Source organism: Pseudomonas sp. NPDC089534 (genome assembly GCF_044749305.1).
GTDB lineage: Bacteria > Pseudomonadota > Gammaproteobacteria > Pseudomonadales > Pseudomonadaceae > Aquipseudomonas > Aquipseudomonas ekonensis.
In genome coordinates, this window is the sequence record NZ_JBIVHR010000002.1 from 49,029 (window position 1) to 76,006 (window position 26,978).

The 26,978-nt window shown below is 66.6% G+C and carries 25 protein-coding genes; 11 read left to right on the forward strand and 14 right to left on the reverse strand.

All coding sequences use genetic code 11. From position 1 onward, the window contains the following. Positions 1 to 56 precede the first annotated feature (56 nt). From ACIP0B_RS00970 to ACIP0B_RS01020, 11 genes are all read right to left on the reverse strand, one after another. Positions 57 to 263, reverse strand: coding sequence for an ATP-dependent helicase HrpA (locus ACIP0B_RS00970; protein WP_085583717.1), 207 nt, complete (start codon positions 261 to 263; stop codon positions 57 to 59). A 144-nt stretch (positions 264 to 407) separates the two neighbouring features. Beyond that, positions 408 to 1,349: a sigma 54-interacting transcriptional regulator gene (locus tag ACIP0B_RS00975; RefSeq protein WP_400829026.1), complete on the reverse strand. Its 942-nt coding sequence runs from the start codon at positions 1,347 to 1,349 to the stop codon at positions 408 to 410. A gap of 430 nt (positions 1,350 to 1,779) precedes the next feature. Next, positions 1,780 to 3,132 carry a glutamine synthetase family protein gene (locus ACIP0B_RS00980; RefSeq protein WP_400829170.1) on the reverse strand — a complete coding sequence of 451 codons (1,353 nt, stop codon included), beginning with the start codon at positions 3,130 to 3,132 and terminating at the stop codon, positions 1,780 to 1,782. A 31-nt stretch (positions 3,133 to 3,163) separates the two neighbouring features. Beyond that, a complete protein-coding gene (gene metA, locus ACIP0B_RS00985; protein WP_400829028.1) occupies positions 3,164 to 4,153 on the reverse strand; it encodes a homoserine O-succinyltransferase in 990 nt (329 codons plus the stop codon). Positions 4,154 to 4,208: 55 nt separating this feature from the next. Then, the gene (locus ACIP0B_RS00990; protein ID WP_400829030.1) at positions 4,209 to 5,726 is read right to left on the reverse strand and encodes a GMC family oxidoreductase; all 1,518 of its coding nucleotides are present in this window, start codon (positions 5,724 to 5,726) and stop codon (positions 4,209 to 4,211) included. A 57-nt stretch (positions 5,727 to 5,783) separates the two neighbouring features. Beyond that, positions 5,784 to 6,389: a LysE family translocator gene (locus ACIP0B_RS00995; protein WP_217892069.1), complete on the reverse strand. Its 606-nt coding sequence runs from the start codon at positions 6,387 to 6,389 to the stop codon at positions 5,784 to 5,786. Between the two features lie 61 nt (positions 6,390 to 6,450). Further along, positions 6,451 to 7,278, reverse strand: a complete 828-nt coding sequence (locus tag ACIP0B_RS01000) for a gamma-glutamyl-gamma-aminobutyrate hydrolase family protein (RefSeq protein ID WP_400829033.1) — start codon at positions 7,276 to 7,278, stop codon at positions 6,451 to 6,453. Beyond that, a complete protein-coding gene (locus tag ACIP0B_RS01005) occupies positions 7,275 to 8,339 on the reverse strand; it encodes a fatty acid desaturase (RefSeq protein ID WP_400829035.1) in 1,065 nt (354 codons plus the stop codon). Before ACIP0B_RS01005 ends, ACIP0B_RS01000 begins: the two co-directional genes overlap by 4 nt. Before the next feature lie 25 nt (positions 8,340 to 8,364). Next, positions 8,365 to 9,687: an O-acetylhomoserine aminocarboxypropyltransferase/cysteine synthase family protein gene (locus ACIP0B_RS01010; protein WP_400829037.1), complete on the reverse strand. Its 1,323-nt coding sequence runs from the start codon at positions 9,685 to 9,687 to the stop codon at positions 8,365 to 8,367. Position 9,688: 1 nt separating this feature from the next. Continuing rightward, the gene (locus ACIP0B_RS01015; protein ID WP_400829039.1) at positions 9,689 to 10,840 is read right to left on the reverse strand and encodes a 2-aminoethylphosphonate--pyruvate transaminase; all 1,152 of its coding nucleotides are present in this window, start codon (positions 10,838 to 10,840) and stop codon (positions 9,689 to 9,691) included. A gap of 380 nt (positions 10,841 to 11,220) precedes the next feature. Further along, entirely contained in the window at positions 11,221 to 12,153 is a 933-nt protein-coding gene (locus tag ACIP0B_RS01020) for a LysR family transcriptional regulator (RefSeq protein WP_400829041.1), read from the reverse strand. A gap of 123 nt (positions 12,154 to 12,276) precedes the next feature. Between ACIP0B_RS01020 and lysA the strand changes: the two genes are divergently transcribed. Further along, on the forward strand, positions 12,277 to 13,515 hold the full coding sequence (gene lysA, locus ACIP0B_RS01025) for a diaminopimelate decarboxylase (RefSeq protein ID WP_400829043.1): 1,239 nt from the start codon (positions 12,277 to 12,279) through the stop codon (positions 13,513 to 13,515). Between the two features lie 3 nt (positions 13,516 to 13,518). On the opposite strand, the gene ACIP0B_RS01030 is transcribed toward lysA, so the two are convergent. Beyond that, positions 13,519 to 14,409, reverse strand: a complete 891-nt coding sequence (locus ACIP0B_RS01030; protein WP_400829045.1) for a LysR family transcriptional regulator — start codon at positions 14,407 to 14,409, stop codon at positions 13,519 to 13,521. 136 nt (positions 14,410 to 14,545) lie between these two features. Here ACIP0B_RS01030 and ACIP0B_RS01035 point away from each other — a divergent pair, with 136 nt between their 5' ends. From ACIP0B_RS01035 to ACIP0B_RS01045, 3 genes are all read left to right on the forward strand, one after another. Continuing rightward, positions 14,546 to 15,535, forward strand: coding sequence for a zinc-dependent alcohol dehydrogenase family protein (locus tag ACIP0B_RS01035; RefSeq protein ID WP_400829047.1), 990 nt, complete (start codon positions 14,546 to 14,548; stop codon positions 15,533 to 15,535). Between the two features lie 144 nt (positions 15,536 to 15,679). After that, positions 15,680 to 16,300, forward strand: a complete 621-nt coding sequence (locus ACIP0B_RS01040; protein WP_400829049.1) for a LysE family translocator — start codon at positions 15,680 to 15,682, stop codon at positions 16,298 to 16,300. Between the two features lie 9 nt (positions 16,301 to 16,309). Continuing rightward, a complete protein-coding gene (locus tag ACIP0B_RS01045) occupies positions 16,310 to 17,296 on the forward strand; it encodes a quinone oxidoreductase family protein (RefSeq protein ID WP_400829051.1) in 987 nt (328 codons plus the stop codon). A 19-nt stretch (positions 17,297 to 17,315) separates the two neighbouring features. Here the strand turns inward: ACIP0B_RS01045 and ACIP0B_RS01050 are convergent, their stop codons facing one another. After that, positions 17,316 to 18,197: a LysR family transcriptional regulator gene (locus ACIP0B_RS01050; protein ID WP_400829053.1), complete on the reverse strand. Its 882-nt coding sequence runs from the start codon at positions 18,195 to 18,197 to the stop codon at positions 17,316 to 17,318. Between the two features lie 111 nt (positions 18,198 to 18,308). On the opposite strand from ACIP0B_RS01050, the gene ACIP0B_RS01055 reads away from it, so the two are divergent. Genes ACIP0B_RS01055 through ACIP0B_RS01065 form a run of 3 tightly spaced genes read left to right on the forward strand, consistent with a single transcriptional unit; the run spans position 18,309 to position 21,152 of the window. Beyond that, positions 18,309 to 19,445 carry a fatty acid desaturase gene (locus tag ACIP0B_RS01055; RefSeq protein WP_400829055.1) on the forward strand — a complete coding sequence of 379 codons (1,137 nt, stop codon included), beginning with the start codon at positions 18,309 to 18,311 and terminating at the stop codon, positions 19,443 to 19,445. A gap of 2 nt (positions 19,446 to 19,447) precedes the next feature. After that, positions 19,448 to 19,903 (forward strand): cobalamin B12-binding domain-containing protein, encoded by a 456-nt coding sequence (locus ACIP0B_RS01060; protein WP_400829057.1) that lies wholly within the window; start codon positions 19,448 to 19,450, stop codon positions 19,901 to 19,903. Positions 19,904 to 19,946: 43 nt separating this feature from the next. After that, positions 19,947 to 21,152: a methylaspartate mutase gene (locus tag ACIP0B_RS01065; protein ID WP_400829059.1), complete on the forward strand. Its 1,206-nt coding sequence runs from the start codon at positions 19,947 to 19,949 to the stop codon at positions 21,150 to 21,152. Between the two features lie 50 nt (positions 21,153 to 21,202). Here the strand turns inward: ACIP0B_RS01065 and ACIP0B_RS01070 are convergent, their stop codons facing one another. Then, positions 21,203 to 22,768 carry a winged helix-turn-helix domain-containing tetratricopeptide repeat protein gene (locus ACIP0B_RS01070; protein ID WP_400829061.1) on the reverse strand — a complete coding sequence of 522 codons (1,566 nt, stop codon included), beginning with the start codon at positions 22,766 to 22,768 and terminating at the stop codon, positions 21,203 to 21,205. 244 nt (positions 22,769 to 23,012) lie between these two features. On the opposite strand from ACIP0B_RS01070, the gene ACIP0B_RS01075 reads away from it, so the two are divergent. The 4 genes from ACIP0B_RS01075 to ACIP0B_RS01090 all read left to right on the forward strand — a co-directional run bounded on the left by ACIP0B_RS01075 (position 23,013) and on the right by ACIP0B_RS01090 (position 26,964). After that, positions 23,013 to 23,777, forward strand: a complete 765-nt coding sequence (locus ACIP0B_RS01075) for an SDR family oxidoreductase (RefSeq protein WP_400829063.1) — start codon at positions 23,013 to 23,015, stop codon at positions 23,775 to 23,777. 34 nt (positions 23,778 to 23,811) lie between these two features. After that, complete coding sequence (locus ACIP0B_RS01080; protein ID WP_400829064.1) at positions 23,812 to 24,234, forward strand: cupin domain-containing protein; 423 nt, start codon at positions 23,812 to 23,814, stop codon at positions 24,232 to 24,234. A gap of 73 nt (positions 24,235 to 24,307) precedes the next feature. After that, entirely contained in the window at positions 24,308 to 25,390 is a 1,083-nt protein-coding gene (locus tag ACIP0B_RS01085; protein ID WP_400829065.1) for an HlyD family secretion protein, read from the forward strand. Then, positions 25,387 to 26,964, forward strand: a complete 1,578-nt coding sequence (locus ACIP0B_RS01090) for an MFS transporter (protein WP_400829066.1) — start codon at positions 25,387 to 25,389, stop codon at positions 26,962 to 26,964. Before ACIP0B_RS01085 ends, ACIP0B_RS01090 begins: the two co-directional genes overlap by 4 nt. The last annotated feature ends 14 nt before the right edge of the window (positions 26,965 to 26,978 follow it).

A 26,978-nucleotide genomic window follows, 5' to 3' on the forward strand; every position in this document is an offset into this window, starting at 1 on the left:
CCTGGATTGCCCGAGTCATGGCCCTTCCGGCCAAGGCCGGAAGGGCCTGTGACCACTTAGTAGTTGATCGCCTTGCCGGTCTGCTGGGCGGCGTTCTGCGCCTTGGTGGCGGAGTCCTGGTAGGCGCTGGCGATACCGTTGACGGTATCGGTCATCATCTTGTTGGACTGGGCCTGGGCGTTCATGGTGGTGGTGGCTGCTGCAGTGGCGTCCATCTGTTGCATGGCAGCCATCGAAGCGCCAAGGGATGCGGTACCGGCCATAGTGTTTACTCCTGATAATCGATTGTTGTTTGAGCACCGGATGGTGTTCGAACAATGAGTGGTCGATTCTCGGAAGCGGTTCCATGGCGAACGCGATTTGGCCGGTGCGGCAGGTTCCGGGCGTCGGTTGACGGACGGCGGGCGTCAGAGTTCGGGCGAGTCGATGCTCAGGCTTTTCATGCGGTGATAGAGCGTGCGGCGCGGAATGCCCAGCTCGCTGACCACCGAATCGATGCACTTGGCGTGACGCGACAGGCAATCCATGATCAGGGTCTTCTCGAACAGCCGCAGGTGGCTCTTGAGCGGTGCGGCCTGCCGGCACGGCGGCGAAGGGTCGTCGGTCTGCAGGGCAGGCATGCCCAGCACGAAGCGTTCGGCGGCGCACTTGAGTTCGCGGATGTTGCCCGGCCAGCGGTGGCTGAGCAGGCACTTGAGCAGATGCGGGTCCGGGGCCGGCATCGGTTGCCGGTGGCGTTCGGCGGCCTCGCTGACGAAGCGCTGGAACAGCGGCTGCACGTGCTGGAGGCGCGAACGCAGGGTCGGCAGCTGGATCTTGATCACGTTGAGGCGAAAGAACAGGTCGCGGCGGAACTTGCCCTCTTCCACCAGTTTCTCCAGCGGCGTCTGGGTGGCGACGATCACCCGCAGGTCCAGCGGCACGAAGCGGGTCGAGCCCAGGCGTTCGATGCCGCGCATCTCCAGCACCCGCAGCAGCTTGGCCTGGAGCAGCAGGGGCATGCTGTCGATCTCGTCGAGGTACAGGGTGCCGCGGCTCGACGCCTCGATGTAGCCGGCCCGCGACTTGGAGGCGCCGGTGTAGGCGCCGGCGATGACCCCGAACAGCTCGCTCTCGGCCAGTTGCTCCGGCACCGCCGCGCAGTTCAGGGCCACCAGCTGGCCCTCGCGCCCGGACAGTTCATGGATGCGCCGGGCCAAGGTGTCCTTGCCGGTGCCGGTCTCCCCCTCCAGCACCATGTCGACCTTCAACGGTGCCGCCTTTCTGATAAACGCTTGCAAGGTGCCCACTGTGTCGAGAACTTCATGTTCCCATTGCACGGAGTGGTTGTTCGAAAAGCCCCCAGTCATCTTGTTCCCTCACGATGATGATCACTTCTGTCGGGATCGAGGAATACAGGGACGCCGCGCCTTCTTTAATCCGAGCATCGGAAGGTCGATGGACGTCAGAAACTTACGCGTATGCCTGCGACACCATTGTTTTTTTCAGGGCGGTGTTGATAGCGGCAGATACCCGTCACCTGCCTGCGCGTTCATGTCCCCCCATTGTTCAGTGCGTAATCCAGGACCGGACGCCGCTGCGGGTGCGCCGGCCGCTCTCCTGCGGCAAGGCCGCAGTCTAGCGCCGGGTGGGGGCGTGGCGAAATTGAAATTCGCCGCAAAAGCCATAGAAACTCTCAATCCGCCGACAATTTCGGCGGATCGAGGCGGCGCAAACGGCGTCTGCGGTGAAAGCGTTGCGCTTTCGCGGGGAGGATCGGGGAAACGGCCCAGGCGCAGGTCAGCCCTGCTCAAACCCTCGGGCCAGCTCCCAGTCGGTGACGCGCCGATCGTGTTCGGACTGCTCCCACCGTGCGGCATGGACGTAGTGGTCGACCACCTCGTTGCCCAGCGCCTCGCGCAGCCAGGTCGACCCCTGGGCGATGTCGGTGGCGTGGCGCAGGGTCTTCGGGATTTGCGCAAGTTCGCGGTCGCGGTAGGCATCGCCGACGAACGCGGGCGACAGGGGCAGGTTCTCGTCGATGCCCGACAACCCCGCCGCGATCAGCGCGGCGAACGCCAGGTAGGGGTTCAGGTCGGCGCCGCCGATGCGGCATTCGACCCTGGCCGCTTCGGTGCCTTCGCCGCAGACGCGGTAGCCCACGGTGCGGTTGTCATGGCTCCAGGCGACCTTGGTCGGCGCGAACGTGTCGCTCTGGAACCGCTTGTAGGCGTTGATCGTGGGCGCCAGAAACAGGGTGATGTCCTGGGAATACTTCAACAGGCCGCCCAGGTAGTGGCGCATCAGGTCGGACATGCCGTGCGCCTCGGGGTCGCCGCGAAACAGCGCCTGCCCGTCCAGCGACCACAATGAGGCGTGCACGTGGCTGGAGGAGCCCGCCAGGGTGTCGCTCCACTTGGCCATGTAGGTGATGGACTTGTCGTGCAGGGCCGCGATTTCCTTGCTGCCGTGCTTGATGATCGTGTGATGGTCGGCCATCACCAGCGGGTCGGCGTAGCGGACATTGATTTCCCCCTGGCCCCGTCCGCCCTCCCCCTTGGTGCATTCGATGCTGATGCCGGCGCCGTGCAGGCCGTTGCGGATCGGGCGCATCACCGATTCCTGCCGGGTGGTCGACAGGATGTTGTAGTCCTGGTTGTAGCTGCCGAAGGTCTTCGGATCGGCGTAGCGACGGGCCGACAGGGTCTCGTAGGGTTCGTCGAACAGGTAGAACTCCAGCTCCGAGGCGAAGCAGGCGCGCAGCCCCCGGTCGGCGAGCCGCTGCAACTGGCGCTGCAGGATTTGCCTCGGCGAATGGGCCACGGGCCGGCCGTGGTGGTCGAACACGTCGCAGATCACCAGCGCGGTGGCCGTCAGCCACGGCAACCGCCGCAGGGTGGACAGGTCGGGCCTGAGCAGGAAATCCCCGTACCCCTGCGCCCAGCCGGCGCTGAGGTAGCCCGGCACGGTCGCCATCTCGACGTCGTCGGCCAGCAGGTAATTGCAGGCGTGGGTTTCATGATGGCCGTGGCGGACAAAGAAATCGCCGTGGAACCGCTTGCCCATCAGGCGTCCCTGCATGTCCACCAGGCACACCAGCACGGTATCGACGGTGCCGGAGGCGACCGCGTGTTTCAGTTCATCGAACGTCATGCTCATGTGTGTTCACCCGACGGTCAGAAGGTTATTTGCACCACAGCAGCTCCGAGGCGCGTGGCACGGTGTGCGCAGGCCGGACCACGGAAGGCGTGAACCTGTCGCTGCCGATCCTCTTCGGATCGGCCGCCGTGGTCTGGTAGATCTGCGTGATCCAGTTGGCGAACAGCAGGTGCGCATGGCTGCGCCACTGGTTCTTCGGCGGGCGGGTTTCGCAGTCGTCCGGGAAATAGTTCCTGGGCAGGCGGATGTCCTTTCCGGCGTCCCGGTCGCGGAAGTATTCGTCGGCCAGCGTGTGCGAGTCGTACTCGATGTGGTTGAAGCAATGCAGCGAGTGGTGCCTCGGGTCGTCCAGCAGGCAGATCCCGGTGTCCGGGGAATCGATCAGCACGCGCAGGCCGCTGCCGGCGGGAATGTCGCTGCGGCGCATTTCCGTCCAGCGCGACACCGGCACGGTGAAGTCGTCGGAGAACCCCTTGAGATAGGGTGACCCGCTGCTCAGCCCATGGTGCCTGAACACGCCGAAGGCCTTTTCGCCCAGCGCATGCTTGGGCATGCCGTGAAAATAGTGCACGGCGGCCTGGGCACCCCAGCAGATGTTGAAGCAGCTGTGCACATGGGTCTGGGTCCAGCGCAGGATGCTGGTGAATTCGTCCCAGTAGCTGACGCTTTCGAACGGGATCGTTTCGATCGGCGCACCGGTCACGATAAAGCCGTCGAACGTCTGCTCCTTGATGTCCGACCAGGCGCGGTAGAACGACGACAGATGCTCCAGCGGCGTGTTCCTGGGCGCGTGGTTGCTGATCTTGACCAGCGTCAGCTCCACCTGCAGCGGTGTGGCGCCGAGCAGCCGGGCGATCTGGATTTCGGTGCTGATCTTGTTGGGCATCAGGTTAAGCAACCCGATCCGCAACGGGCGCTGCAGCGGCTGCGCGACGTGGTCTTCGTCGGTCACCGTGACGCCTTCCGTCGCCAGGGCGGTCACCGCCGGCAAACCTTTGGGGATTCTGATCGACATAGGCTTCCAAGCCTCCGTAAAGGGTTCGCACGCGTGTTCGGTCTCAGCGTGAACGTCAGTGGCCGGTGGCGGCTGCCCTGGCCTCGCCGATGATCAGGTCGGCGGCCTTCTCGCCGACCATCATGACCGTGGCGTTGATGTTGACCGAGACCATCGCCGGGAACACCGACGCGTCGCAGACCCGCAGCCCCGACACGCCCTTGACCTTGAGGTCCGGCGTGAGCACCGCGAGGGGATCGTCCGCCGCACCGGCCCGGCAGGTGCCGGAAGCGTGGTAGTAGGTCTGGCAGTTGTCGCGGATGTACTGGCGCAGCTCGGCCTCGCTCTGCACGTCGGGGCCTGGCGCCAGCTCCCGGCGGATGATGCTCCCCAACCCCTGCGTCTGCCCCAGCCGGCGGCAGAACCGGACGCTGGCCAGCAGCACGTCCTCGTCGTGGCCCTCGGCGTCGGACAGGTAGTTGAGCTCGATGGCCGGCGGCACCGCGATATCCGCCGAGGTGATGCGCACCTCGCCGTGGCTGCGGCTGATGGCCACATTGGGCTCCAGGGCGATGACGGTCCGGGGTTTGGGGGCCGACGCTTCGTACTCGTCGCCGAACCTGCCGTTGACCCAGCCGGCGGTGAGGCCCAGCTGGATCTGGCTCTCGGCCGACGCGCCGTCCGGCCGGGTCTTCAGCATCGCGATGGCTTCGTAGGGGGTCACGTCCCATTCGGGCACCGCTTCGGCCGTCTCGAAGATCACCGGCACCGAATAGTGGTCGACCAGGTGCTTGCCGACGCCGGGACTGTCGTGGACCACGTCGATGCCCAGGTCGCGCAGCGCCGCGCCGTCGCCGACGCCGGAAACCAGCAGCAGCTGCGGCGACTGGATGCTGCCGGCGCACAGGAGGATCTCCCGCCGCGCCCCGAAGCGTCCCTTGTCGGTGAGGCAGGCGCTGGCCACCGTGCCGGTGAACTCGATCCGCGTCACCTGGGTGTCGGTGAGGATCTTGAGCCGGTCGTGCCCCTCGCCCAACGGATGCAGATAGGCGACCGACGAGGAACTGCGCAGCCGCCCTTTCGCGTTCAGCGTCAGCATGCCGATGCCGGGCCCGACCCCTTGGCTGAAATCCACCTTCGGCAGGCCCAGTTCGACGCCCGCCTCAAGGAACGCCCGGGAGACCGGGTGGCGCTCCGGACGTCGCTCGACGGTGATGCGCTCCTTCTGGCGCTCGAAGTACGGCAACACCTCCTCCCCCGACCAGCCGTCGGCGCCGAGGTCGCGCCAGGCGTCGAAGTCCGCGGGCGGCGGCACCAGGTAGGCGCAGTCGTTGTGGTTGCCGCAGCCGCCGAGCATCCGGGCCCGGGAGTACGTGAGGCGCCGGTCGGAGTGACGCGTCGGCTCCGCCAGAAACCCCCAGTCGGTGCGGGCATCGAGTTCGAACAGGCGGGAGATGTCCATCATCGCCGGCACGCCCTCGTCCGCCGGCCCCGCTTCGATGAGCAGGACTGAACCGATGTCCGCATCGGCGAGCCGCCGCGCGATGATCGAGCCCGCGCTGCCGCCGCCGATCACAATGTAGTCGTAGGTCATGCGCTCTGTTCCTTGTGCTGTGCTGTTGAGCCGTTGGCCGTCCTTGGGTGCTGCGCCTCAATAAGGCAACAGCACCAGACACAGTGCGACCACTGCGTAAATCACCCCGGTGATCCGGTTCAGTGCGGTTTTGTTGTCGAACGCTGCCCGCGCCTTGTGCGCGAGGAACATGTAGCCGCCGTAGATCGACAGCGAGATGACCATCGCGGTGACGCTCAGGGCGATGGCCTGGGTGCTGTACGAAAAGTGCGGGCTGATGAAGCTGGGATAAGTGAGCAGGCTCGCCAGCCATCCTTTGGGGTTGGTCAGCGAGACCAGGAAGGAATCGACGAACATCTGCCGCGGGCTGGAGTTCTCGGCCTTGGCGTCGCTCGGCCCGGACTTGGAGAAGAACGCGCTCAAGGCGAGCCAGGCCAGGTAGATCGCGCCGATCCAGCGCAGGTACGTGAGGATCCAGCGGTTGTCGTGGATGAGCAGGCCGACGCCCGACAGCACCACCGTCGCGTGCACGGCGGTGGCCAGCCCGAAGCCCAGCGCACCGGGCAAGGTCGTGCGCAGGCCGTGCTTGAGCGCCTGCGCCACCGCGAAGGCAACGTTGGGGCCGGGCACCGCGACCGCCGACGTGAAAGCGACCGAAAACAGCAACAGCAAATGAAAATCCATAGATCCGCCAATGGGCTTGTAGGGTTGATCGAACGGGGCTTGAGGCCGGACGGCTGAATGCCTAGGCGGATTCGCGCTCCTTCGCTTGGTAAACCAGGCATGCATCGGCGAAAGCCTTGAACAGCTTCTGGCTGGTCGCGTCGTTGGCGGCGTGCCATTCGGGGTGCCACTGCACGCCGAACTGGAAGGTGTCCGAGGTCGCGTAGGAAAGCGCTTCGATCACGCCGTCCTGCGCCACCGCTTCAGGCCGGACACCCGGCGGCACCGCCGTGATGCCTTGGTTGTGCAGCGAGTTAACCTGCAATTCCACCTCCCCGACAAGAGACGCCAGCCATCCCCCGGCGACGACGCGCACACTGTGCGCCGGCAGGTACTGCTGATCGCGGGGCACGTCGGGGTTCTCGCTGTGCACGACCGCCCCGCCCAGCGCCTTCAGGTCCGCATGCAGCGCACCGCCGCGGTGCACGCTCATTTCCTGAAAACCGCGGCAGATGCCGAGCACCGGCATGTCCAGTTCGAGGGCGACGGTCAGGGCGGCGCTGGAGAGGCGATCCCTCGGCCGGTCGCGCTCTTCGGGGATCACATCGTCCGCCCCGCGGTTCCACGCCCGCGGTTCGCCGGCGAAGATTGCGGGATCGAGGTTCGACTCGTCACCGGTCAGCACCAGGCCGTCCAGTCGACCCAGCACCCGGCGCAGCCTGGACACGCTGACGTCCCACGGCTGGTCGCCGTCGACGGTCGGCAGGATCACGCACTCGACCGGCCCGTGCCGCTCCAGCGCCTCGATGTAGCGCCGCCGCAACCGCTCGCGGTGGACGCCGTCGAGCAGTTGACGGTTGGCGGTCACTCCGACGACGGCGCGCCTTGGCTCCTGCAGCGGGCCGGTCATCGTGCCTGCCCCGCCGTCGCCAGGTCGGCGGGCTGCGCCTCGTAGAGCCGCCGGTTGCGCTCCAGCAACTGCCGTATGACGCTGGGCTGCCCTTGCGGACCTTTCACGAACAGGCCGCCCCAGGTCGCGGCGACTTCGGCGTAGTCCGGATCCCGCAGGCGGATCTGCTGCGCACGCTTGAGCAGCCAGAACGGCACACCGGGCGAGAGATGGTGCTCCAGGTGGTATTCGTCGTAGTTCACGCCGAACAGCACCCGCTCGATCAGGTTGCCTTTGCGGTTGCGGGTGAGATGGATGTTCTGCTCTTCGGTCTCGCACAGGGGCGAGTGCTCGGCGATCTCGGTGAACCAGCCCAGGATCTGGAACGTGGTCAGGTAAGGCACCAGCCAGAACAGCACCAGCCAGTGCAGCGCGCCCGCCAGGGCGAAACCGGCGACGACGATCACCCAGAACGCCACGAACCCGTAGGCGTCGAGTTTGGCGCCTCGGCGGTCGACGGCCTTGTCTTCCTTGTCCGAGATCAGGAACCGGTTGTGCCACAGGTATTTCAGGTAGCGCAGCGTGGCGCCGCCGAAGATCGCCTTCCAGACGATCGAATTGCGGTACTCCCGAGGCTCTCGGACCTCGTACACGCCGCTGCGGATGAAGAACTGCAGGTCCGGGTCCTTGTCCGGATCGCCCAGGTGCGGGTGGTGCAGGTGCACATGGGAGACCCTGTAAGCCCAGTGCCGCTGGAAGATCGGGTAAGCGGCGAAGGTGGTGCCGAGGAAATGGTTCCAGCGCGTGTTCTTCGCCAGGATCCGGTGCGCGGCGTCGTGGGAGATCGTGGTCAGGCCGCGCTGGTGCGCGCCGATGATCAGCACCGCGACCGGGTACAGCCACCAGCTGATCTGCACCGTGGCGAAGGCGCACGCCAGCACCACCAGATAGTCCTTGAGCACGTACAGCGCACCGGTGAGGTTGTCGGGACGCAGTTGGGCCAGCTCCCGCGTGATGTCGCGGGAAAAGTGGAAGGTCTTGAATTTCCTGTTGCGCAGTTTCCAGTCCTGGGACGTTTCCATGGGGCGTCTTCCTTGGCGGATGGGGTCAGATGGCATCGAGCCCGCGCTTGATGTCGTCGATCACGTCGTTCACGTTTTCGATGCCGACGCACAGCCGGATCGAACCGTCGTAGATCCCCGCCGCCTCGCGCTGCTGCTTCGGCACGGTGGTGTGGGTGGTCGAGACCGGGTGCGTCACCAGAGTCCGCGCGTCGCCCACGTTCGACACGTGGTACAGCAGACGGATGTTCTGGATGAAGGTGCGGCCGGCGGTCTCGTCCTCCAGCTCGAACAGGATCATGGCGCCGTGTCCCACCTTCGGGTCGATCAGCTCATCGACCAGCTCGCGCTCCTGGCCGGTGGCGAGCCCCGGATAGGAAACCCGGCGCACCTTGGGGTGGCCCTGCAGGAACCTGGCCACGACGGCCGCGTTCTCGCAGTGGCGCTGCATGCGCAGGTGCAGCGTCTCCAGGCCCTGGATCAACTGGAAGCTGTTGAGCGGGCTGATGGCCGCGCCCGTGTCGCGCAGCCAGGTCATCCGGGCCTTGAGCAGGAAGGCGCTGGCGCCGAGGTCGCCGAGCTTGTCCACCGCTTCGCGCCAGAGAATGCCGCCGTGCGCCTCGTCCGGTTCGTTGAACAGCGGGAAGCGGCGCGGCTCGTCGAACGCGAAGCGGCCGTTGTCGACCACCAGCCCGCCCAGCGTGGTGCCGTGCCCGCAGATGTACTTCGTCGCCGAATAGGTGGTGATCGCGGCGCCCAGCGCCCCGGGCCGGCTCACCAGCGGCGTGACCGTGTTGTCGACCACCAGCGGGATCCCCAGCCGCTGGCCGATTTCGGCCAGGGCCGCCACCGGCAAGGGGATCAGGCAGGGATTGGAAAACGTCTCGCCGAAGAACGCGATGGTGCGGTCGTCGGCCAGGGCCTCGAACGAGGACGGCTCGCGCGGATCGGCCGAGCGGGCCTCGATGCCCAGGCGCTTGAACGAGTTGAACAGCAGGTTCCACGAGTTCCCGTACAGGTACTTCGACACCACCACGTTGTCGCCGGGCTTTCCGCTGCTCAGGTTGACCAGGGCCAGGAACGTCGCCGCCTGCCCCGAGGCCACGGCCAGCGAATCGCGGCCGCCGTCCACTGCGGCATAGCGCTGCTCCAGGATGCGCGTGGTCGGATTGATGATCCGGGTGTAGGTGAAGCCGTCTTCCTTGACGTTGTACACGTCGGCGATCTTTTGCAGGTCGCCGTCGAGCTCATAGGCCGAGGACAGGTAGATCGGCACGGCCACCGACTTGGTCACCGGGTCATGGCGGTAGCCGGCGTGCAGCAGTGCGGTCTCTGCGGACAGTTGCGAACTGGGAAGGTATCGGGACATGTCACAAGGCCTCTTTGATGAGTTCGGGTTCGGAGTGGGCCGACGCCTTCGCGGCGCTGCCGGCGCCCTCGAAGAAATCGCGGAACGCGGTGGTCAGCAGCAGGATCCACGCCGGCCGGATGGCCCCGATGCAGCCGATGCGGAAACTGCGCGTCTGCGGATGCAGCTTCGAATAGATGTAGAGGTTGTACCTGGCCAGGTGCAGGTACAGCGCATCGAAATCCTTCTGGGTGTTGATCAGGCCCCGCGCCGTGAGCGCCAGGCACACGGGTGAGCGCGCCTGGACGTTGAGCAGCGGCGCCGCGTAGCGCCCGATGGCCCGGACGATCTCGTCGCGCACCGCGCCGTAGCGTTCGCCGCGGCGGACCACGCCCTCCGCGCTGAGCCCTTCCAACGCTTTCGCGCAGGCCTGGATCACATGGGTGGGCGGCGTGGAGCGCCATTCGCCGTTCTGTTCGAGCGACTGCCACTGATCGCGCACATCCAGGACAAACGAATTGACCGGATGCCCCGTGCCCGCCAGCAGCGCCAGCGAGGCGATGACGAACGCCACGCCCGGCGGGCCTTCGATGCATTTGTTGCTGGACGTCACCAGGACATCGAAACCGGTGCGCCGGGCGCTGATGTCGACGGCGCCGAAGGAACTCATCGCATCGATGACCGTGCGCACGCCGCGCTGGCGGGCCAGCTGCACGATGGCGTCGAGCGGGTTGATGACTCCGGTGGTGGTCTCGCAGTGCACGAAGCACAGGTGGGTGATGGCCGGGTCGCGATCCAGGTGCGCGGCGATGTCGGACACCGAGAGCGGCTCGTCGCTCGACGCCCTCAGGCTCGCGGCTTGAATGCCGCGCAACTGGAGGATCTTGAGGATCCGCTCGCCGTAGATGCCGTTGATGCAGACCAGGGGCCTGGCGGTCGAGCCGATGAACGTCGCCAGCGCGGCCTCGATGCCGTAGGTGCCGCTGCCCTGGATGGGAACCACCGAATGGGTGCCGTTGCCGTCGATCAGGTCGAGGATGCGTTCGCGCACGGACGCCGTGATGTCTTTGAAACTTTGATCGCGCGAACCCATATCGAACTGCATCTGCGCTTTGACTTCATCGCTCAATGCCAACGGGCCGGGTGTCAACAGGAAATGATGCTGTCCAGACATATAACGCTCCTTATTATATGCAGATGCGAAATCAACTCCGGCGCAACGCAAAAACGGTGAACACTGTTCGAGTCGCGAGCGTGGAAGCTCAGCGGCTCTACGGTGTTCACCGTTTTGACGGGTGCACAGTTAGTTAGCCAGCAAGGATGTTCAGGAACTTAACGCGATAGTTCAGGCGGCACGGTCATCCATGATCGAAAGTGGATCAATCCATTCATTGACTTCTGATGTTTGCCTGCCCCGGATCATTTGGATCCATTCTCGGGCAGGTGTCGAAACAGTAGAAGGCGACGTATATAGCGTCAAGGTATTTGGCTGCGAACCAATATATTAAAAATCCATATACATATACTTCGTTCCCTATGTTTTCGGCGGCGTGTTCATGCCTCTGCCGTGCCTCGTCGAGCCTTCTCCACGCCGTCAGCCATCCGCCGCGCCTCTTCGCGCAGCACCTGGCAAAACGCGTCGACGCTGGCCGACGGCGGCCGGTGTTGCGGTCGGATCAGCATCACGCGGTACGGCACCGACAGGCTCAGCGGACGGATGAGCAGATCCCGCCCGGCCTCGGCCAGCGCGGTCAGCGGGTTGATGACCGCCACGCCCAAGCCTTGCCTGACCATGGCGCAGACCGACGCCGCGTTGCCCGTCTCGATCACGGTGCGGCGGTCCACCTGGGCCTGGCGGAAGTGCGCGTCGAGGGTCTGCCGGTAAATGTCCAGGCTGGCCAGGTTGATGAAGTCGACCCGGTGAAAGTCCTCAAGCGCCAGCACCGGCTTGGCCAGCAACGGGTGCCCCGGCGCCAGGACGCAGACCAGGTCCGCACTGAACAGCAGTTCGCCGCTCGTGCCGCGGGGGATCTGCTCCACTTCGGTCAGCCCCAGGTCGTACTGCTGGGTGACCAGCGACTCCTCCAGCAAGGGCGATTCCTGGGCGACGATGCTGACGCTGACGCCCGGATGCGCCTGATGGAAACCTCGGCAGGCCCTGGGCAGGAACGTTTGCGAAAACAGCGGCAGGCAGGTGAGCTCCAGGCGGCCGTGCTCGAAATTGCGGATCGACTGCGCATAACGGTCGATGCGCTCAAGGCCCACATAACAGCGCTCGACCTCCTCCAGCAGCATCAGGGCCTGGGCGGTGGGCCGCAGCCGCCCGCCTTCGCGCTCGAACAGGCGCAGGCCCGACACCTGCTCAAGCCGCGCCAGTTCGCGGCTGACGGTCGGCTGCGAGGTGAGCAGCAACCGCGCCGCGCCGGTGACGCTGCCGGTCTGCATGATGGAGCGGAACACTTCGACGTGGCGCAGGGTGATTTTCACTCGGGGTTCCTGATTCGAAAGGCTATGTCCATATCAAATATGAATGGCCTCGCAAACAAAAGGTATTTTTCCAGATGGGCAACGCAAGGCATCCTGACCCGAACTGTCCGTTGAGCCCTTGCCATGACCTCCTCTTCTCTGTTTCCGCTGTTGGCCGACAGCGCCCGAACCCACGGCACCCCGCTTTGGACCTACGACGCCGCGACGATCCTGGAGCGGATCGGACGCCTGCGGGTGTTCGACACCGTCCGCTACGCGCAGAAGGCCTGCTCCAACCTGCACATCCTGCGCCTGATGCGCGAGCAAGGCCTGCACGTGGACGCCGTGTCCCTGGGCGAGATCGAACGCGCCCTGCTCGCCGGGTTCCAGGTCGGCGGCTCGCCGGCGGGCATCGTGTTCACCTGCGACCTGTTCGACCGCAAGACCCTTGAGCGCGTCGTCGAATTGGGGGTGGAGGTCAACGCCGGTTCCATCGACATGCTGCGCCAGTTGGGCGAGCGTTCGCCGGGCCACCGCGTATGGCTGCGGATCAATCCGGGGTTCGGCCACGGCCACAGCCGCAAGACCAACACCGGCGGCGAGAACAGCAAGCACGGCATCTGGCATGAAGACCTGCACGAGGCCCTGGCCGTCATCCGCGCGTTCGGCCTGAAGCTGGTGGGCGTGCACATGCACATCGGCTCCGGCGTGGATTATTCGCACCTGGAAGAAGTCGCGCGTTCGATGGTGCAACAGATCAAAGGCCTGGACCAGGACATCGAGGCCTTCTCCATCGGCGGCGGCCTGTCCACGCCCTACCGTCCGGGCGAGGCCGCCGTGGACGTCGAGCGCTATGCGCGCACCTGGGCGGTGGCCAAGAAGGAAATCGAAGCGCTGCTGGGCCATCCGGTGCACATGGAGATCGAGCCGGGCCGTTTCCTGATGGCCGAGTCGGGCCGGCTGGTGAGCGAGGTTCGGGCGGTCAAGCGCATGGGCAACCGCCACTACGTGCTGGTCGACGCCGGCTTCAACGACCTGATGCGCCCGGCCATGTACGGCGCCTACCACCACATGACGCTGCTCGACGCCGAAGGCCGCCCGGTTGACCGGCCGCAGGTGGACACCGTCGTCGGCGGCCCGCTGTGCGAATCGGGCGACATCTTCACCCAGGACGACCAGGAACTGCGCCCGCAACCGCTGCCCGAGGCCAAGGTCGGCGACCTGCTGGTGTTCCATGACACCGGGGCCTACGGCGCGTCGATGTCGTCCAACTACAACAGCCGGCCGCTGCTGCCGGAGGTGCTGTTCAGCGATGGCCAGGCCCGCCTGATCCGCCGCCGGCAGACGCTGGACGCCCTGTTCGAGCAAGAACAGGGGCTCTGAGCCTCACGCCCCCGGACCGAACGCGGCCCTGACGAAGTCCATGAAGCTTTGCAGCTTGGGCGTCAGCCGCCGGTCCGGCGCGTACAGCAGGTTCATCGGCGAAACCGGCACCTTGTACTGCGCCAGCACGCTCACCAGCGTGCCGGCGCGCAGCGCGTCCCTGACCAGCTCCAGCGGCAGCATCACCACCCCCAGCCCCGCCACGGCGGCGGCCAGCAGCGGGTCGCCCTGATTGATCGTCAGCCGGCTCTTGATCGGCACATCGACCACCCCCTCCGGCCCTTCGAGGCGAAAGTGCGAACGTCCGTCCGAATAGGCGAACGCCAGGCATTCGTGCGCCTGCAGGTCCTGGGGCGTATTGATCGCCGGCCGCCGAGCCAGATACGCCGGCGCCGCGCACAACACCATTCGGTACGGTTTGAGCGGCAATGCCTTCATGCCGCTGTCCGCCAGCTCGCCGATTCGAAACACCGCGTCGTAGCCGCCTTCGACCAGATCGACCAGCTCGTTGGACAGGGTCAGGTCCACCGACACCTGCGGATAACGCACCATGTACTCCAGCAGGCGCGGCGACAGCGTGCTCACGCCGAACGTCACCGGCGCGTTGATCCGCAGCCGTCCGCTGGGCACGCCGCGGGTCACGGCGGCCATCTCCTCGGCGGCGTCCACGTCAGCCAGAATCAGCTTGGCCCGCTCGTAGAAGGTGCGGCCGAAGTCGGTCAGGCTCTGCTTGCGGGTGGTGCGGTTGAGCAGCGAGACGCCCAAATGCTGTTCGAGCATTTTCACCTGCTTGCCGACCAGTTGCGGCGACAGCCTGAGCTCGTCGGCCACGGCGCTGAAGGAGCCCAGCTCCACCGATCTGACGAAGGTGGCCATCAACGTGAGGCGATCCATTGGAAACCCTGTGTTTCTAGTGTCGCGCCATCGTAGGGCTTTATCCGGCCCAGGCCAAAGACTAAATTGGGCGCCACGACACGGACGCACCGGGACCGCCCCGGTGCGCCGCCCCATCGATACAGCAGAGGTGCACATGGCCCGGATAGTCAGGATTCACGAGTACGGCGACGCAAGCGTCTTGAAACTGGAAGCGGTGGACGTGCCCGCCCCCGCCGCCGGCGAGGTGCAGATCCAGGTCAAGGCCTTCGGCCTGAACCGCGCGGAAGTCATGTTCCGCAACCACGCCTACCTGCAGGAAGCCGAGTTCCCCAGCCGGCTGGGCTACGAAGCGGCCGGCGTGGTGGCGGCGGTCGGCGCCGGCGTCAGCGGCTTCGCCATCGGCGACGCGGTCAGCCTGATTCCGCCGCTGGACATCGCCCGCTGGGGCACCTACGGCGAAGTGGCGAACGTGCCCGCCCACCTCACCGTCAAGCACCCGGACAACCTGTCCTTCGAACAGGCCGCCGCGTCCTGGATGCAGTACGTCACCGCGTGGGGCGCGCTGATCGAACAGGCGAAACTGACCCAGGGCGATGTGGTGCTGATCACCGCCGCCTCCAGCAGCGTCGGCCTGGCCGCGTTCCAGATCGCCCGCAGCGTCGGCGCGGTGCCGGTCGCCATCACCCGCACCCAGGCGAAGAAGCAGGCCCTGCTGGACGCCGGCGCCGCCCATGTGATCGTCAGCGACGAAGAAGACATCGTGGCGCGGGTCATGGCGCTCACCGACGGCCAAGGCGCCCGCGTGGTGTTCGACCCGGTGGGCGGCCCGGCCTTCGAAACGCTCACCCAGAGCATGGCCCGCGGCGGCATCCTGCTCGAATACGGCGCCCTGAGCCCGGAACCCACGCCGTTCCCGCTGTTCACCGTGCTGGGCAAGTGCCTGACGCTCAAGGGCTACCTGTACGCGGAGATCGTCGCCGACCCGGCCGTGCTGGAACGGGCCAAGGCGTTCATCCTCGACGGCCTGTCGTCGGGCGCGCTCAAGCCGGTCATCGCGAAGACGTTCGCGCTGGACGACATCCAGCAGGCGCACCGTTTCCTCGAGGCCAACCAGCAAGTCGGCAAGGTCGTCGTCACGGTCTGAGCCCCCTCCCCAAGGAGCCCGATGCCTGCATCGGGCTTCCACCATTTCTGGGATATCGCCTTGCGCTCTTCGCTATAACCTTAAAAGCGGCCGCGAATTAGACTGGCGCGAACGTCGTTCGCACCGCGATTTAAGGAAGAAAGCATGCAAGACATTTTCAGCATCAACTGGTTGCTCTGGCTGTCGACCATGGTGCCGCTCACCCTCAGCGCAGGCCCCGGCAACCTGATGGTCGCCACCTCCGGCGCGCAAAGCGGCGTGCGCCGCTCGGTGCGGTTCATCGCCGGTCTCGACATCACCTATTTCCTGATCGCCGTGCTGGTCGGTCTGGGGCTCTACCACACGCTGATGAACCACCCGACGCTGGTCTGGGGCCTGCAGGTGGCAGGCAGCCTGTACATCCTGTGGCTGGGTGTGCGCCTGCTACGCCGTCCGCTGAAGGCACCCGGCGACAAGACCCTGCACCTGCAGTTTCGCGACGGCATCTTCGTGCAGCTGGGCAACGTGCAAGGGATCGTCATGCTGCTGGTGATGTTCTCCACGTTCCTGCCCTCCGGCGAGACCAGCAGCACGGTGGTGCTGATCCTCAGCGCCGCGCTGATTTCGCTGAACTTCTTCTCCCACGTCATCTGGGTCTCGATGGGCTCGACCGTGCAGAAACTGATCCGCTCGCGGCCCCGGCTGCTGGTGGCGCAGAACGCCGCGTTCGGCCTCATGCTGATCGCGGTCGCCGTGTGGATCTTCCTGCGCATCGGCCCGCTGTGAGGACTGCCCATGACCCACGCCCAAGCGATCACCTTCGCCGCCCCCGGCAAACCCGACGTCCTGGCGCTGCGCGAGCTCAAGCTCCGCGCCCCCGGCGACGGCGAAATCACCGTCGCCATCGAGGCGGCCGGGGTGAACTTCATTGACCTGCACCGCCGCTCCGGCGCGCTGGACGACGGCTCGCCGTTCCCCCGCTGCCTGGGCATGGAAGGCGCCGGCCGCGTCATCGAATGCGGGCCGCAGGTGCAGGGGCTCGTCCCCGGCGACCGGGTCGCGTTCGTCGACGGCTCGACGGGGAGCTACGCCAGCCACGCCGTGCTGCCGGCCGCACGCGCCATCCGCCTGCCCGACGGCGTGACCACGGAGGTGGCCGCCGCCCTGATGTTCAAGGGGCTGACCGTCGAGTACCTGACTCACCGCTGCATACCCGTGGCCCCCGGCGACTGGGTGGTCTGGCATGCCGCCGCCGGCGGCGTGGGCAGCATCGCCACGGCCTGGCTGAGCGCCCGGGGCCTGCACGTCATCGGCCTGGCGTCCAGCGAAGACAAAAGACGCCAGGCGCTCGCCGCCGGCTGCGTGGCGGCCTTCGACGCCGAGGCGCCGGACACGCTCAGGCACATCCGCGAACTGACCGCGAACAAGGGCGTCCACACCGTGTTCGATTCCGTGGGGCGCGCGACCGTTGAACTGTCGTTGGCGTGCCTGCGCCAGCGCGGCCACCTGGTGTCGTTCGGCAACGCGTCCGGCGACGTGACCGGGTTCAACCTCTCCCGGCTGGGGCAGATGGGCTCGCTGCATGTGACGCGGCCGTCCATCAAGCACTACATCGGCCAGGACAGCGAACTCGCCGACGCCGCGCAGCGCGTGCTGCGTGCCTTGTCCGACGGCGCCATCCGCCCGCCCGCCATCACCCGCCTGCCGTTGGCCGACGCCGCCGAGGCGCACCGCAGGGTGCAGGACCGGGAAACCTGCGGCTCCCTGATCCTTACGCCCTGACCCGCCGGCAGGACGGCCGTCAGTGGATCGCGGCCGTCCTCCCGCTCAGCAGCTCCGTCAAGTAGTCCACCACCCGGTCGACCCGACCGATGCCCTGCGTCGCCTGATTGCGCAGCAGCCAGACCTCGGAGCTGTGCGACGGGCCGTCGGCCAGCACCCGGCGCAGGCCCGACTGGTGCGCGACATAGACCGGCAGCGCGGCGATGCCGAGGTCGGCTTCGACGGCCTTGAGCTGACCGTTGAGGTTGGACACCCGCATCCACGGCTTCTGCTCGGCGCTCACGTCGCTCAGCCACTGCGCCAGCGGCATGTAATCCATCTCCTCGGTCCAGCCGATCAGCCGGTGCCGCTTCAGGTCGGCCAGCGCCGACGGAAGCCCGTGGGCGGCGGCATACCCCTCGGAGCAGAACAGGCCCTGGGTCAGCGTCCCGACGCGCCGCATGGTGAAGTTGCCGTTCTCGGGCCTGCGCAGGCGGACGATGATGTCGCTGTGGCTCTGCGTGAGCTTGGAGGACACGGCCGAGTTGAAGAAGTCGAAGGTGATCTCGGGGTACTGCTCGCGGAACTGCGCCAGCGCAGGAATGATCAGGTGCGTGCCCATCAGTTCCGGGCAGTCGATGCGCACCTGCCCCGCCATCCGCTCGCCCGGTTGCGACATCTGCCGCTCGATCAGCTTGAAGCGCTCTTCCGTCTCCAGCGCCAACGGCAGCAGCGCCCTGCCCGCCTCGGTGAGGAAGTAGCCGTTGGTCTTCTTCAGGAACAGGGCGGCGCCGAGGGACTCCTCCAGCGCCGCGATTTTGCGTGACACCGTCGAGGCCGAAACCTTGAGCGAGACCGCGGCCTCGGTCACGTTGTTCGATTTGGCGACGAAGATAAAAACTTTCAGATCATCCCAATCCATGTCGATGATTTACCCAAAAATGAAAAATCGATCCCCACCTATTTCTGTTCGAAATAACAAGAGGTCACGTTAAAGTTTTTTGCATGGAGCAAAACCCTAGAGGAAACATGGATGATACGTAACTCGATGCGCCCGCTTCCAGGGTTCATGCAGCCGTTCTTGAGTTGGCTGACCGCCAAGCCCCTGCCGGAGGACCTCGACCGGGTCCGGCCGCTCAAACCGATGCACCATATCATCGTCTCCGCCGGGCTGATCGCCGGCGGCAGCTTGCTGGCCGGCGCAGGTTACATGCAAGGCAGCCTCTGGCTCTGGCTGCTGGGCTTCGTGCTGGCGACCGGCGGCATCAAACAGATGCAGGTGATGATCTGCCACAACTGCGCCCACGACATGGTCTTCGAGGACCGCGGGCGCAACCTGAAGGTCGGCCGGATCATTTCCGGCGTGCTGATGCTCAAGCCCTTCGACGTCTACAAGCATGAACACACGCTCCACCACAGTTCCAGGGCCCTTTTGACCGACGATGACGACACCCTGTCCTATCTCCAGGAAGTGGTGGGGCTCAGGCCGTCCGACAGCATCACCACCATGTGGACCAAGCTGGTGACCACCGCGCTGTCGCCCCTGGCCATCCTGCGCTCGTTCTGGGGCCGCGTGAAAGCCACCGCCGTGGCCGACAACCGCCGCGTCGCCCAATGGACGCTGATGTTCTGGATCGCCCTCGCCCTGCTGTCGGCCGCCCTGGGGCATTTCGATCTGTTCGTCATGGCCTGGGTCGTGCCGGTGTTCGCCGGCTATCACATCAGCACCACGTTCCGCCTGGCCGCCGAGCACACCTGGCCCAGCGTGGACGTGCTGGAGCGCCGCGGCATCGACTTCATCTGCGAGAGCACCACCGGCGTGTTCATCGGCGAGGAACTGCGCCTGCCGCAGAACGCGGGCCTCATCCGCCGCCAGGCCCTGATCGCCCTGTGGCTGGTGAAGATGCTGATGTTCCACCTGTTCGTGCGCCTGTTCGTGATGGTCGGCGACACGCCGTGCCACGACTTCCATCACCGCCGCCCACGGTCCGCCGACTGGCCGAACTACATCACCGCCCGCGAGCGGGACAGGCTCGAAGGCTCCAAACCCTTCCCCACCAACTACAGCGAAAACTGGGGGTACATCAATGCGGTGACCGCCAACTTCCGCAACTTCCAACGGGCGCTTCCGTACTACGCAAACAGGACTGCAACACAAAAGGGACTTTAACGATGATGTTCAACAAAACCGCTCTGCTCGCCACCGTGCCTTCCGACTCCCACAGCTGGAACCTGGTGTTCATGGAGTTCCTGCTCAACGACCTGGGCTACAAGGTCGAGAACCTGGGGCCCAACACGCCCATGGACGAGGTGATCGACCGGCTCAACCGCAAGGGCAACGCCATTGTCGTGGTCAGCACCGTCAACGGCCACGGCTACCTCGAGGGCGCGGAACTGGCCGAACGCATCCGCAGCGAGACCCGCCACGCGGGCGGCCTGTACATCGGCGGCAAGATCTGCACCGAGAACGATGACCGCACCATCGCCCGGCACAGCGAGACCCTGCGCGCGGCCGGCTTCGACGAAGTGTTCGACGACAGCGTGGCCGACAGCTTCGATACCTTTCAGGAACTGGTGACCGCTCAGCTGAATTCGACGCACACGCTGGAGAAGCGGGTCGCCCGCTGATCCGCCTGCGCCACCCACCCGGTTTCATGAAAAGGCTTACCGCATGATCGACTTCAACACGCATGTCCTTGAGCGCTTCGCCGCGCAAGGACCGGTGCTCCAGCCGCGCATGGGCTTCAGCGACCCGGCCCGGATGCAGGCCGGCCTGGAGGCCGTGGCCGCCAGCCGCGCCAACACCGTCTGCACCATCACCCTCGACGCGTTCACCCGGGTGAACAACCTCGAAGCGGCGCAACGGGCCATCGACAGCGCGTCGATGCTCAACGGCTACCCCATCGTCAACCACCGTGCCGACGACACCCGCGCGATGCTGGAGCGGATCTATTCCCGCCACCGCCTGCCGGTGCAGATCCGCCACGGCTCCCCCGATCCGCTGCACATTTTCGAGCGGATGGTCGAGATCGGCCTGCCCACCACCGAAGGCGGACCGATCTCCTATTGCCTGCCCTACAGCCGCACGCCGCTGCGCGAGGCGTTCGGCCATTGGGAGAAGGCCTGCCGGGTGCTGGCCGACGGGGTGGAGCACAGCCACATCGAGAGCTTCGCCGGCTGCATGATGGGCCAGATGTGCGACCCGGTGATCCTGGTGGCGCTGAACATTCTCGAAGGCCTGTTCCTGCGCTCCCACGGCATCAAGACACTGTCGTTCTCCTACGCCCAGGGCACCTCCCCGGTGCAGGACCGTGCGGCGGTGACCGCCCTGCAGGACCTGGCCGGCGAATACTTCGCCCCCGGCAGCTATCACTGTGTCGGCTATGTGTTCATGGGCTTCTTCCCGCGTTCGCTGGGCGGGTTCTGCCGGATCACCGGGGATGCGCTGGGGATGATCCGCGCCACCGGCGTGCAGCGGGTGATCATGAAGACCCCGGTGGAGTCGCGCCGCATTCCCCGGATCGAGGAGAACATCGCGGCGCTGGAGTACGCCGACTTCTGCCTGAACACAGAAGGCGAGCTGCCGGACATCCCGTTCGATGCGCAGGAGCATGCGCGCATCCTCGGCGCCGCCAGAAAGCTGATCGAAGGCACCCTCGCCCGCGACAGCGACCTGTCCGAAGCCATCCTCGATGCCTTCGACAGCGGGTTCCTGTCGATCCCGTACTGCCTGCACCCGGACAACCGGCGCAACGCCGGAACCGTGGTGACGGCGGAGAACTACTACCACGGGTTCGACGGCGAGCGCGTCGAGAATGCGTTCTCGTTCCTGGCGGCCCTTCGGCACAACATCCAGACCTACGACCGCGTGATGTGACAGCGCGGTTCTGCCCCCCCTAAACGCCCGACGCCCGCCTCGGGCGTTTTCTATTCGGGCAGCCCGGCCAGGCGCAGCCCTTCGACAAACCGGGCGGCGTCTTCGGGACGCTGGATCGGCAGCCAGTCCTTGAGCCTGGACACCCGCAGCGTGGGATCCAGCTCAAGCAGCCGCGCCATGACCTGCGCGGCCTTGTCCATCCGCCCGTTCAACGCATGGCAGGCAGCCATCAACGCCACCGCCGGCAACAGGCTGGGCAGGTTGCCGACCGACTGTTCGGCATAGCCGGCCGCGACCTCGAAGCGACCGGCGAAGAAATGGGCGATGGCCATGCCCACCTGCATGCGGAACATCTCCGGATCCAAGGGGCTCAGGCGCACCGCATGCTCCAGGTTCTGGATGGCGGCTTCGGTCTCTCCGCGCAGCGCGCGCAGAATGCCGCCCAGGTACCAGGCCGGGGCCAGGTTGGGGTTGAGCAGCCGGGCCCGGTCGAGCAAGGCGATGCCGCCGTCGACGTCGCCGGTCAGGTGGGCCAGGGCATGGCCGCTGCGGGTCAGGGCCACGGCGTCGTCGCGGCCCAGTTCCACCGCCATCCGCGCCAGCCGCGCGCCTTCGGCGATTTCCCTCGGCCGGTCGGTCATCCAGCCGTTGAGCTTGCGCCAGAAGTGGCACCAGGCGGCCATGCCGTAGGCGGACGCGAATTCCGGATCCAGTTCGATGGCGCGGTAGAACAGCGCGAGCGATTCGTCGATGGCCTCGCGGGTGGCGATGTGCAGTTTGGCCGTGGCGCGCAGGTAATAGTCGTAGGCATCGAGGCTGTCGGTGGGCTTGCGCTTGGCCCGCTCGATTTCCGCCCGCTCCAGTTGCGGGGCAATGGCGCCGACCACGCTTTCGGCGATCCGGTCCTGCAGCTCGAAAATGTCGTCGAGCAGGCCCTCGAAGCGCTCGGCCCACAGGTGCATGCCGCTGCTGGCGTCGATCAGCTGGCCGGTGAGGCGGATCTTGTTGCCGCACTTGCGCACGCTGCCTTCGAGCACGTAGCGCACGCCCAGCTCCTGGCCGACGCTGCGGGCGTCCACCGCCCTGCCCTTGTAGGTGAAGCTGGAGTTGCGGGCGATGACGAACAGCCAACGCAGGCGCGACAGCGCGGTGATGATGTCCTCGGCCATGCCGTCGGCGAAGTAGTCCTGCTCGGGGTCGCCGCTGAGGTTCTGGAACGGCAGGACCGTGATCGAGGGCTTGTCCGGCAGCAGGAGCGCCGGGCGCAGCGGCGTCGGCGGCGTTGCGGCGGGAACCTCGGGGTCGTCGCTCGGCTGGATCTCGCCGACGAAACGGTAGCCCTTGCGCGGCACGGTGCGCACCAGGCGCTGGTGCTCGCCGGTGTCGCCGATGGCCTTGCGCACGGCGTTGATGTGGCTGGTGACGGTGGACTCGGAGACGATCCGGCCGCTCCACACGGCATCGAGCAGCTCGTCCTTGCTCACCACCCGGTCGCGGTGGCTGACCAGCTGCAGCAGCAGATCGAAGACTTGCGGCCCGACGGTCACGGTCTGGCCGCGTTGGGTCAGCTCCCGGCGCTCTGGGTCGAGCACGTAGTCTTCGAACTTGAATGGCACGCTGGCGGTTCCCTGGTCGGACGCCCCCGGCGCGGAATCCGGGGTGGCAATGGGTTGGGTTCTCAATGGTACGGCAGAGCGTGCTCCGCCGCACCGGTCTGTGCGCCGGCCACGGCAGTTTGGACGCAAATCCACGCCGGCGCCAAGGCAAATCCAAGGCCGGGGCAAAGATTCCCGGCCGCCGCGAAGGCATCCTCGAAGCACATCGACAGCAATGGTTGCGGTCGGCAAGCGGAGAGTCGCCATGAAGATCGTCGTTATCGGAGGCACCGGCCTCATCGGATCGAAACTTGTGAAGAACCTGCGCGAGCGCGGCCACGAGGCGCTCGCGGCCTCGCCCAACACCGGCGTGAACAGCATCACCCGCGAAGGCCTCGCCGAAGCGATGGACGGCGCCCAGGTGGTGGTCGACGTGTCCAACGCGCCATCCTGGGAAGACCGAGCGGTGCTGGAGTTCTTCGAGACCTCCACCCGCAATCTGTTGGCCGCCGAGGCCGCCGCCGGGGTCCGCCATCACGTGGCGCTGTCGGTGGTGGGCAGCGAGCGGCTGCCGGACAACGGCTACTTCCGCGCCAAAGTGGCCCAGGAAAACCTGATCAAGGCCTCCGGCATGCCTTACAGCCTGCTGCGGGCCACGCAGTTCTTCGAATTCGTCGGCGGTATCGCCCAGTCGGCCACGGTCGGCGACGAAGTGCGCCTGTCGCCCGCACTGATCCAACCCATGGCCTCGGACGACGTCGCCGCCGCGCTGACCGACGTGGCGCTGGCCGCCCCGAGCAACGCCACCCAGGAAGTCGCCGGCCCTGAAGCCTTGCCGCTGGATGAGCTGGTCCGGCGCTATTTCCGCGTCACCGGCGATACCCGCAAGGTCATCCCGGACGTCCACGCGCGCTACTTCGGCGATGAACTCGATGACCAGTCGCTCACCCCCGGCAGCGCCAACCCGCGCCTGGGCCCGACCCGTTTCGAAGACTGGCTGGCGCAATCGACCGCGTCGGCCGCGCGCTGAACGCGCCCCCACCCACATTTGAAGGAGCACTGCCATGTTTAGCCGAATCCTGTTGGCCGCCACCCTGGCGGCCGTGTCGGTCACCGCTGCCTCGACGGCCTCGGCGGCCGAGCCGCAAGCGGGCAAGGTCACCGTGGTGTTCGACCGCGCCCTGCCCAACGTGCCGGGCAAGACCATGAAGGGCGTGCTGGTGGAATACGCACCGGGCGGGTCTTCGCCTGCGCACTTCCATCCGAAGTCGGCGTTCATCTACGCCACCGTGCTTGAGGGCGCCGTGCGCAGCAAGGTCGGCGATGCGCCGGAGAAGGTCTACAAGGCCGGGGAACACTTCGTCGAACAGCCGGGCGACTTCCACGCCGTCAGCGCCAACGCCAGCACCACCGAGCCGTCCCGCCTGCTGGCGGTGTTCGTGCTCGACAGCACCGAGGGAGACCTGGTCCGGCCCGTGAAGCCGTAACCGCCCCCTTCAACCGCCCGCCTCCGGCAGCCCCGCGCTGCCGGAGGCGCTGGCCTTGCGCAGGACCCTGAACATGAACGCGCTCCAGCACGATGTACCCGACAGCCAGGCCGGCGACCCCACGCCGTCCGCCGCACGGCGCGGCCAACGCAAAGTGGCGGGCGTGCTGTTGTGCGGGGTGGCGCTGGCGGTGGCGGGCGGCGGTGCCTTTATGTTCGGCGACGCCGGCGTCAGCACCGACAACGCCTATGTGCGCGGCGATGTCACATCGCTGGCGGCCAAGGTGTCCGGCTACGTCACCACGGTCGAGGTACAGGACAACCAAGCGGTGCGCAGCGGCGACGTGCTGTTTCGCATCGACGACCAGGACTACCGCGCCCGTCTGGCGTTGGCGGAGGCCAATCTCCAGTCGGCGCAGGCGCGCCTGAGCAACGTGGACGCCCAGACCGAACTGCAGCACGCCCAGATCCGTCAGGCCGAGGCCCAACGGCGCTCGGCCGCCGCGCAGCTGAACCTGGCCAGCAAGACCCACGAACGCAACCGCAAGCTGATCGTCAGCAATGCGGTGAGCCAGGCGCTGGTCGATGAAACCGCCGCCGCCCAGACGCGGGCGTCCGCGACGGTGGAGGCTGCCTCGGCGTCGGTGGAGGCGCAACAGCAGCGCATCGCCGTGCTGTCGGCCCAACGGGCGGCGGCGCTGGCCAGCGTGGCCCAGGCCCAGGCTTCACGGGATCTGGCCCGGATCGACCTCGACAGCACCGTGGTGCGTGCGCCGGTGAACGGCGTGGTCGGCAACCGTCAGGTGCGCGTCGGCCGCTTCGTCACACCGGGAGGCGCCCTGCTCGACATCGTTCCGGTCCAGGACGTCTGGGTCGTGGCCAACTTCAAGGAAACCCAGCTCGAACGGATCAACCCCGGCCAATCGGTGCGCATCACGGTCGACGGTTACCCCGACGACGCTCTGCACGGCGTGGTCGACAGTTTCGCCCCCGGCAGCGGTTCGGCCTTCAGCCTGTTGCCCACCGACAACGCCACCGGCAACTTCGTCCGGGTGGTGCAGCGGGTGCCGGTGAAGATCCGCCTGGCCCATAACCCCCTGCCCGGCCGAATCGTGCCCGGCCTGTCGGCACGGGTCGACGTGGAGCCCGGATCATGAGACGGCTGGCCGGCGCGTGGACCGGTGCCCTGCTCCTGTCCGGCGTCCTGCTGGCCAGCCTGACCGAAGCGATCGCCGGCAGCGCCCTGGTGCTGGGACGCAACGGCATCATCGGCGACACCTACGCCACGCCCGACGAGTTTGCCTGGCTGGACATCGGCTACACCGCGTTCAAGCTGATCGGCTTCATCAGCGCCTCGGCCTTGCTGAGCCGCTTTGCGCCCCGCACCGTGATCGTCGGCGCCGCCTTGGCCATGGGCCTGACCTGCGCCTTGGCCGCCGGCGGCACACGGCTTGAGCTGCTGGTGCCGTTGCGCATGGTGCAGGGTTTTGCCGGCGGCACCCTGCTGGTGGCGGGCCAGGCCCTGGTCTTCCGAGCCTTCCGGCGCGAACGGCAACCGCTGCTGCAGGCGCTGTTCGCCACCGGCGCGGTGGTCGCCTCGGCCACCTTGACCCCGGCCCTGCAAGGTTGGCTGGTGGACAGCCGCTCCTGGGGCTGGATTTTCTTCAGCGCCGTGCCGTTGGCGCTGGCGGCCTGCGGCCTGATGCTGCTGGCGGAGCTGCCCAGGCCGGCCAAGGCCGAGCGGCGGCCCTTCGACTGGATCGGCTGGGGGCTGATCAGCGCCGCCCTGCTGTGCTTCACCTACGTGCTCAGTCAGGGCGAACGTTGGGACTGGTTCGAAGAACCGCGCATCACCTGGCTGACACTGGCGGGCACCGCCGCGCTGCTGGGGTTCCTCGCCCGGCAGGTGTCGACCGGGCGCCAGCCTTTGCTCGACTTCGACCTGTTCGGGTCGAGCGACTTCGCCTTTGCCTTCATCGTCAGTTTTGTCGCCGGGGCGGCGTTGTTCGGCAGCGCCTACCTGATACCGGCCTTCGCCGTGTCGGTGCTCGGTTTCACCCTCACCGAGGCCGGCCTGCTGCTGTTGCCCAGCGGTGCCGTGTTCATCGCGGCCCTGCTCGTGTCGGCCTGGCTGATGCAGGCGCGCGGCGTGGCGCCGTTCGCCACGGTGCCGTTCGGCATCGGCTTGATCGCCCTCGCCATGTGGATGCTGTCCGGCTCCACCCTTGAGAGCGGCAGCGCCGACATGATGGCGGCGATCCTGCTGCGGGGCCTGGGCCTGGGCTTCCTGTTTCTGTCGATCACGCTGATCGCGTTCAGCCGCCTGACCAGCCGTCACCTGGCCGCCGGCATCGGCCTGTTCAACACCGGCCGGCAATTGGGCGGACTGATCGGCGTGGCCGCGTTGCAGACGCTGATCGAGCACGGCCACGCGCACAATGCCGTGATCCTCGGCACCCATGTCACGCCGGGCGGTTCGGCAGTCATCGAGCGGTTGGCGACGCTGTCGACGATGCTGACGGACAAGGGCATGGACGTGCCGGCGACCGGCCGCGCCGCAGCGAATCTGCTGGGCCGCACGGTTTCGGGGCAATCGGTGGTGATCGCCTTCGACAGCGCCTTCATGGCGGTGGTCCTGCTGTTCGCGTTCGCCGCCCCGCTGCTGGTGGCGATCAAGATCGCGTTCGCCAGGCACGCCAAAGCGCAGGCAGCGACGGCCGGAACCCGTTAGCGGGCCCGGCCGTC

Excerpts from the sequence above, each read along its gene's own strand:
- ACIP0B_RS01045 (WP_400829051.1), top strand. The coding sequence starts at position 16,310 with ATGACCCACGCCCAAGCGATCACCTTCGCCGCCCCCGGCAAACCCGAC.
- ACIP0B_RS01075 (WP_400829063.1), top strand. The coding sequence starts at position 23,013 with ATGAAGATCGTCGTTATCGGAGGCACCGGCCTCATCGGATCGAAACTT.
- ACIP0B_RS01010 (WP_400829037.1), bottom strand. The coding sequence starts at position 9,687 with ATGTCCCGATACCTTCCCAGTTCGCAACTGTCCGCAGAGACCGCACTG.
- ACIP0B_RS01015 (WP_400829039.1), bottom strand. The coding sequence starts at position 10,840 with ATGTCTGGACAGCATCATTTCCTGTTGACACCCGGCCCGTTGGCATTG.
- ACIP0B_RS00995 (WP_217892069.1), bottom strand. The coding sequence starts at position 6,389 with ATGGATTTTCATTTGCTGTTGCTGTTTTCGGTCGCTTTCACGTCGGCG.
- ACIP0B_RS00970 (WP_085583717.1), bottom strand. The coding sequence starts at position 263 with ATGGCCGGTACCGCATCCCTTGGCGCTTCGATGGCTGCCATGCAACAG.
- ACIP0B_RS01065 (WP_400829059.1), top strand. The coding sequence starts at position 19,947 with ATGATCGACTTCAACACGCATGTCCTTGAGCGCTTCGCCGCGCAAGGA.
- ACIP0B_RS01030 (WP_400829045.1), bottom strand. The coding sequence starts at position 14,409 with ATGGATCGCCTCACGTTGATGGCCACCTTCGTCAGATCGGTGGAGCTG.
- ACIP0B_RS01090 (WP_400829066.1), top strand. The coding sequence starts at position 25,387 with ATGAGACGGCTGGCCGGCGCGTGGACCGGTGCCCTGCTCCTGTCCGGC.
- ACIP0B_RS01050 (WP_400829053.1), bottom strand. The coding sequence starts at position 18,197 with ATGGATTGGGATGATCTGAAAGTTTTTATCTTCGTCGCCAAATCGAAC.
- metA (WP_400829028.1), bottom strand. The coding sequence starts at position 4,153 with ATGTCGATCAGAATCCCCAAAGGTTTGCCGGCGGTGACCGCCCTGGCG.
- ACIP0B_RS01000 (WP_400829033.1), bottom strand. The coding sequence starts at position 7,278 with ATGACCGGCCCGCTGCAGGAGCCAAGGCGCGCCGTCGTCGGAGTGACC.
- ACIP0B_RS01085 (WP_400829065.1), top strand. The coding sequence starts at position 24,308 with ATGAACGCGCTCCAGCACGATGTACCCGACAGCCAGGCCGGCGACCCC.
- ACIP0B_RS01005 (WP_400829035.1), bottom strand. The coding sequence starts at position 8,339 with ATGGAAACGTCCCAGGACTGGAAACTGCGCAACAGGAAATTCAAGACC.
- ACIP0B_RS00990 (WP_400829030.1), bottom strand. The coding sequence starts at position 5,726 with ATGACCTACGACTACATTGTGATCGGCGGCGGCAGCGCGGGCTCGATC.
- ACIP0B_RS01035 (WP_400829047.1), top strand. The coding sequence starts at position 14,546 with ATGGCCCGGATAGTCAGGATTCACGAGTACGGCGACGCAAGCGTCTTG.
- ACIP0B_RS01055 (WP_400829055.1), top strand. The coding sequence starts at position 18,309 with ATGATACGTAACTCGATGCGCCCGCTTCCAGGGTTCATGCAGCCGTTC.
- ACIP0B_RS01060 (WP_400829057.1), top strand. The coding sequence starts at position 19,448 with ATGATGTTCAACAAAACCGCTCTGCTCGCCACCGTGCCTTCCGACTCC.
- ACIP0B_RS01040 (WP_400829049.1), top strand. The coding sequence starts at position 15,680 with ATGCAAGACATTTTCAGCATCAACTGGTTGCTCTGGCTGTCGACCATG.
- ACIP0B_RS00975 (WP_400829026.1), bottom strand. The coding sequence starts at position 1,349 with ATGACTGGGGGCTTTTCGAACAACCACTCCGTGCAATGGGAACATGAA.
- ACIP0B_RS01080 (WP_400829064.1), top strand. The coding sequence starts at position 23,812 with ATGTTTAGCCGAATCCTGTTGGCCGCCACCCTGGCGGCCGTGTCGGTC.
- ACIP0B_RS00980 (WP_400829170.1), bottom strand. The coding sequence starts at position 3,132 with ATGACGTTCGATGAACTGAAACACGCGGTCGCCTCCGGCACCGTCGAT.
- lysA (WP_400829043.1), top strand. The coding sequence starts at position 12,277 with ATGACCTCCTCTTCTCTGTTTCCGCTGTTGGCCGACAGCGCCCGAACC.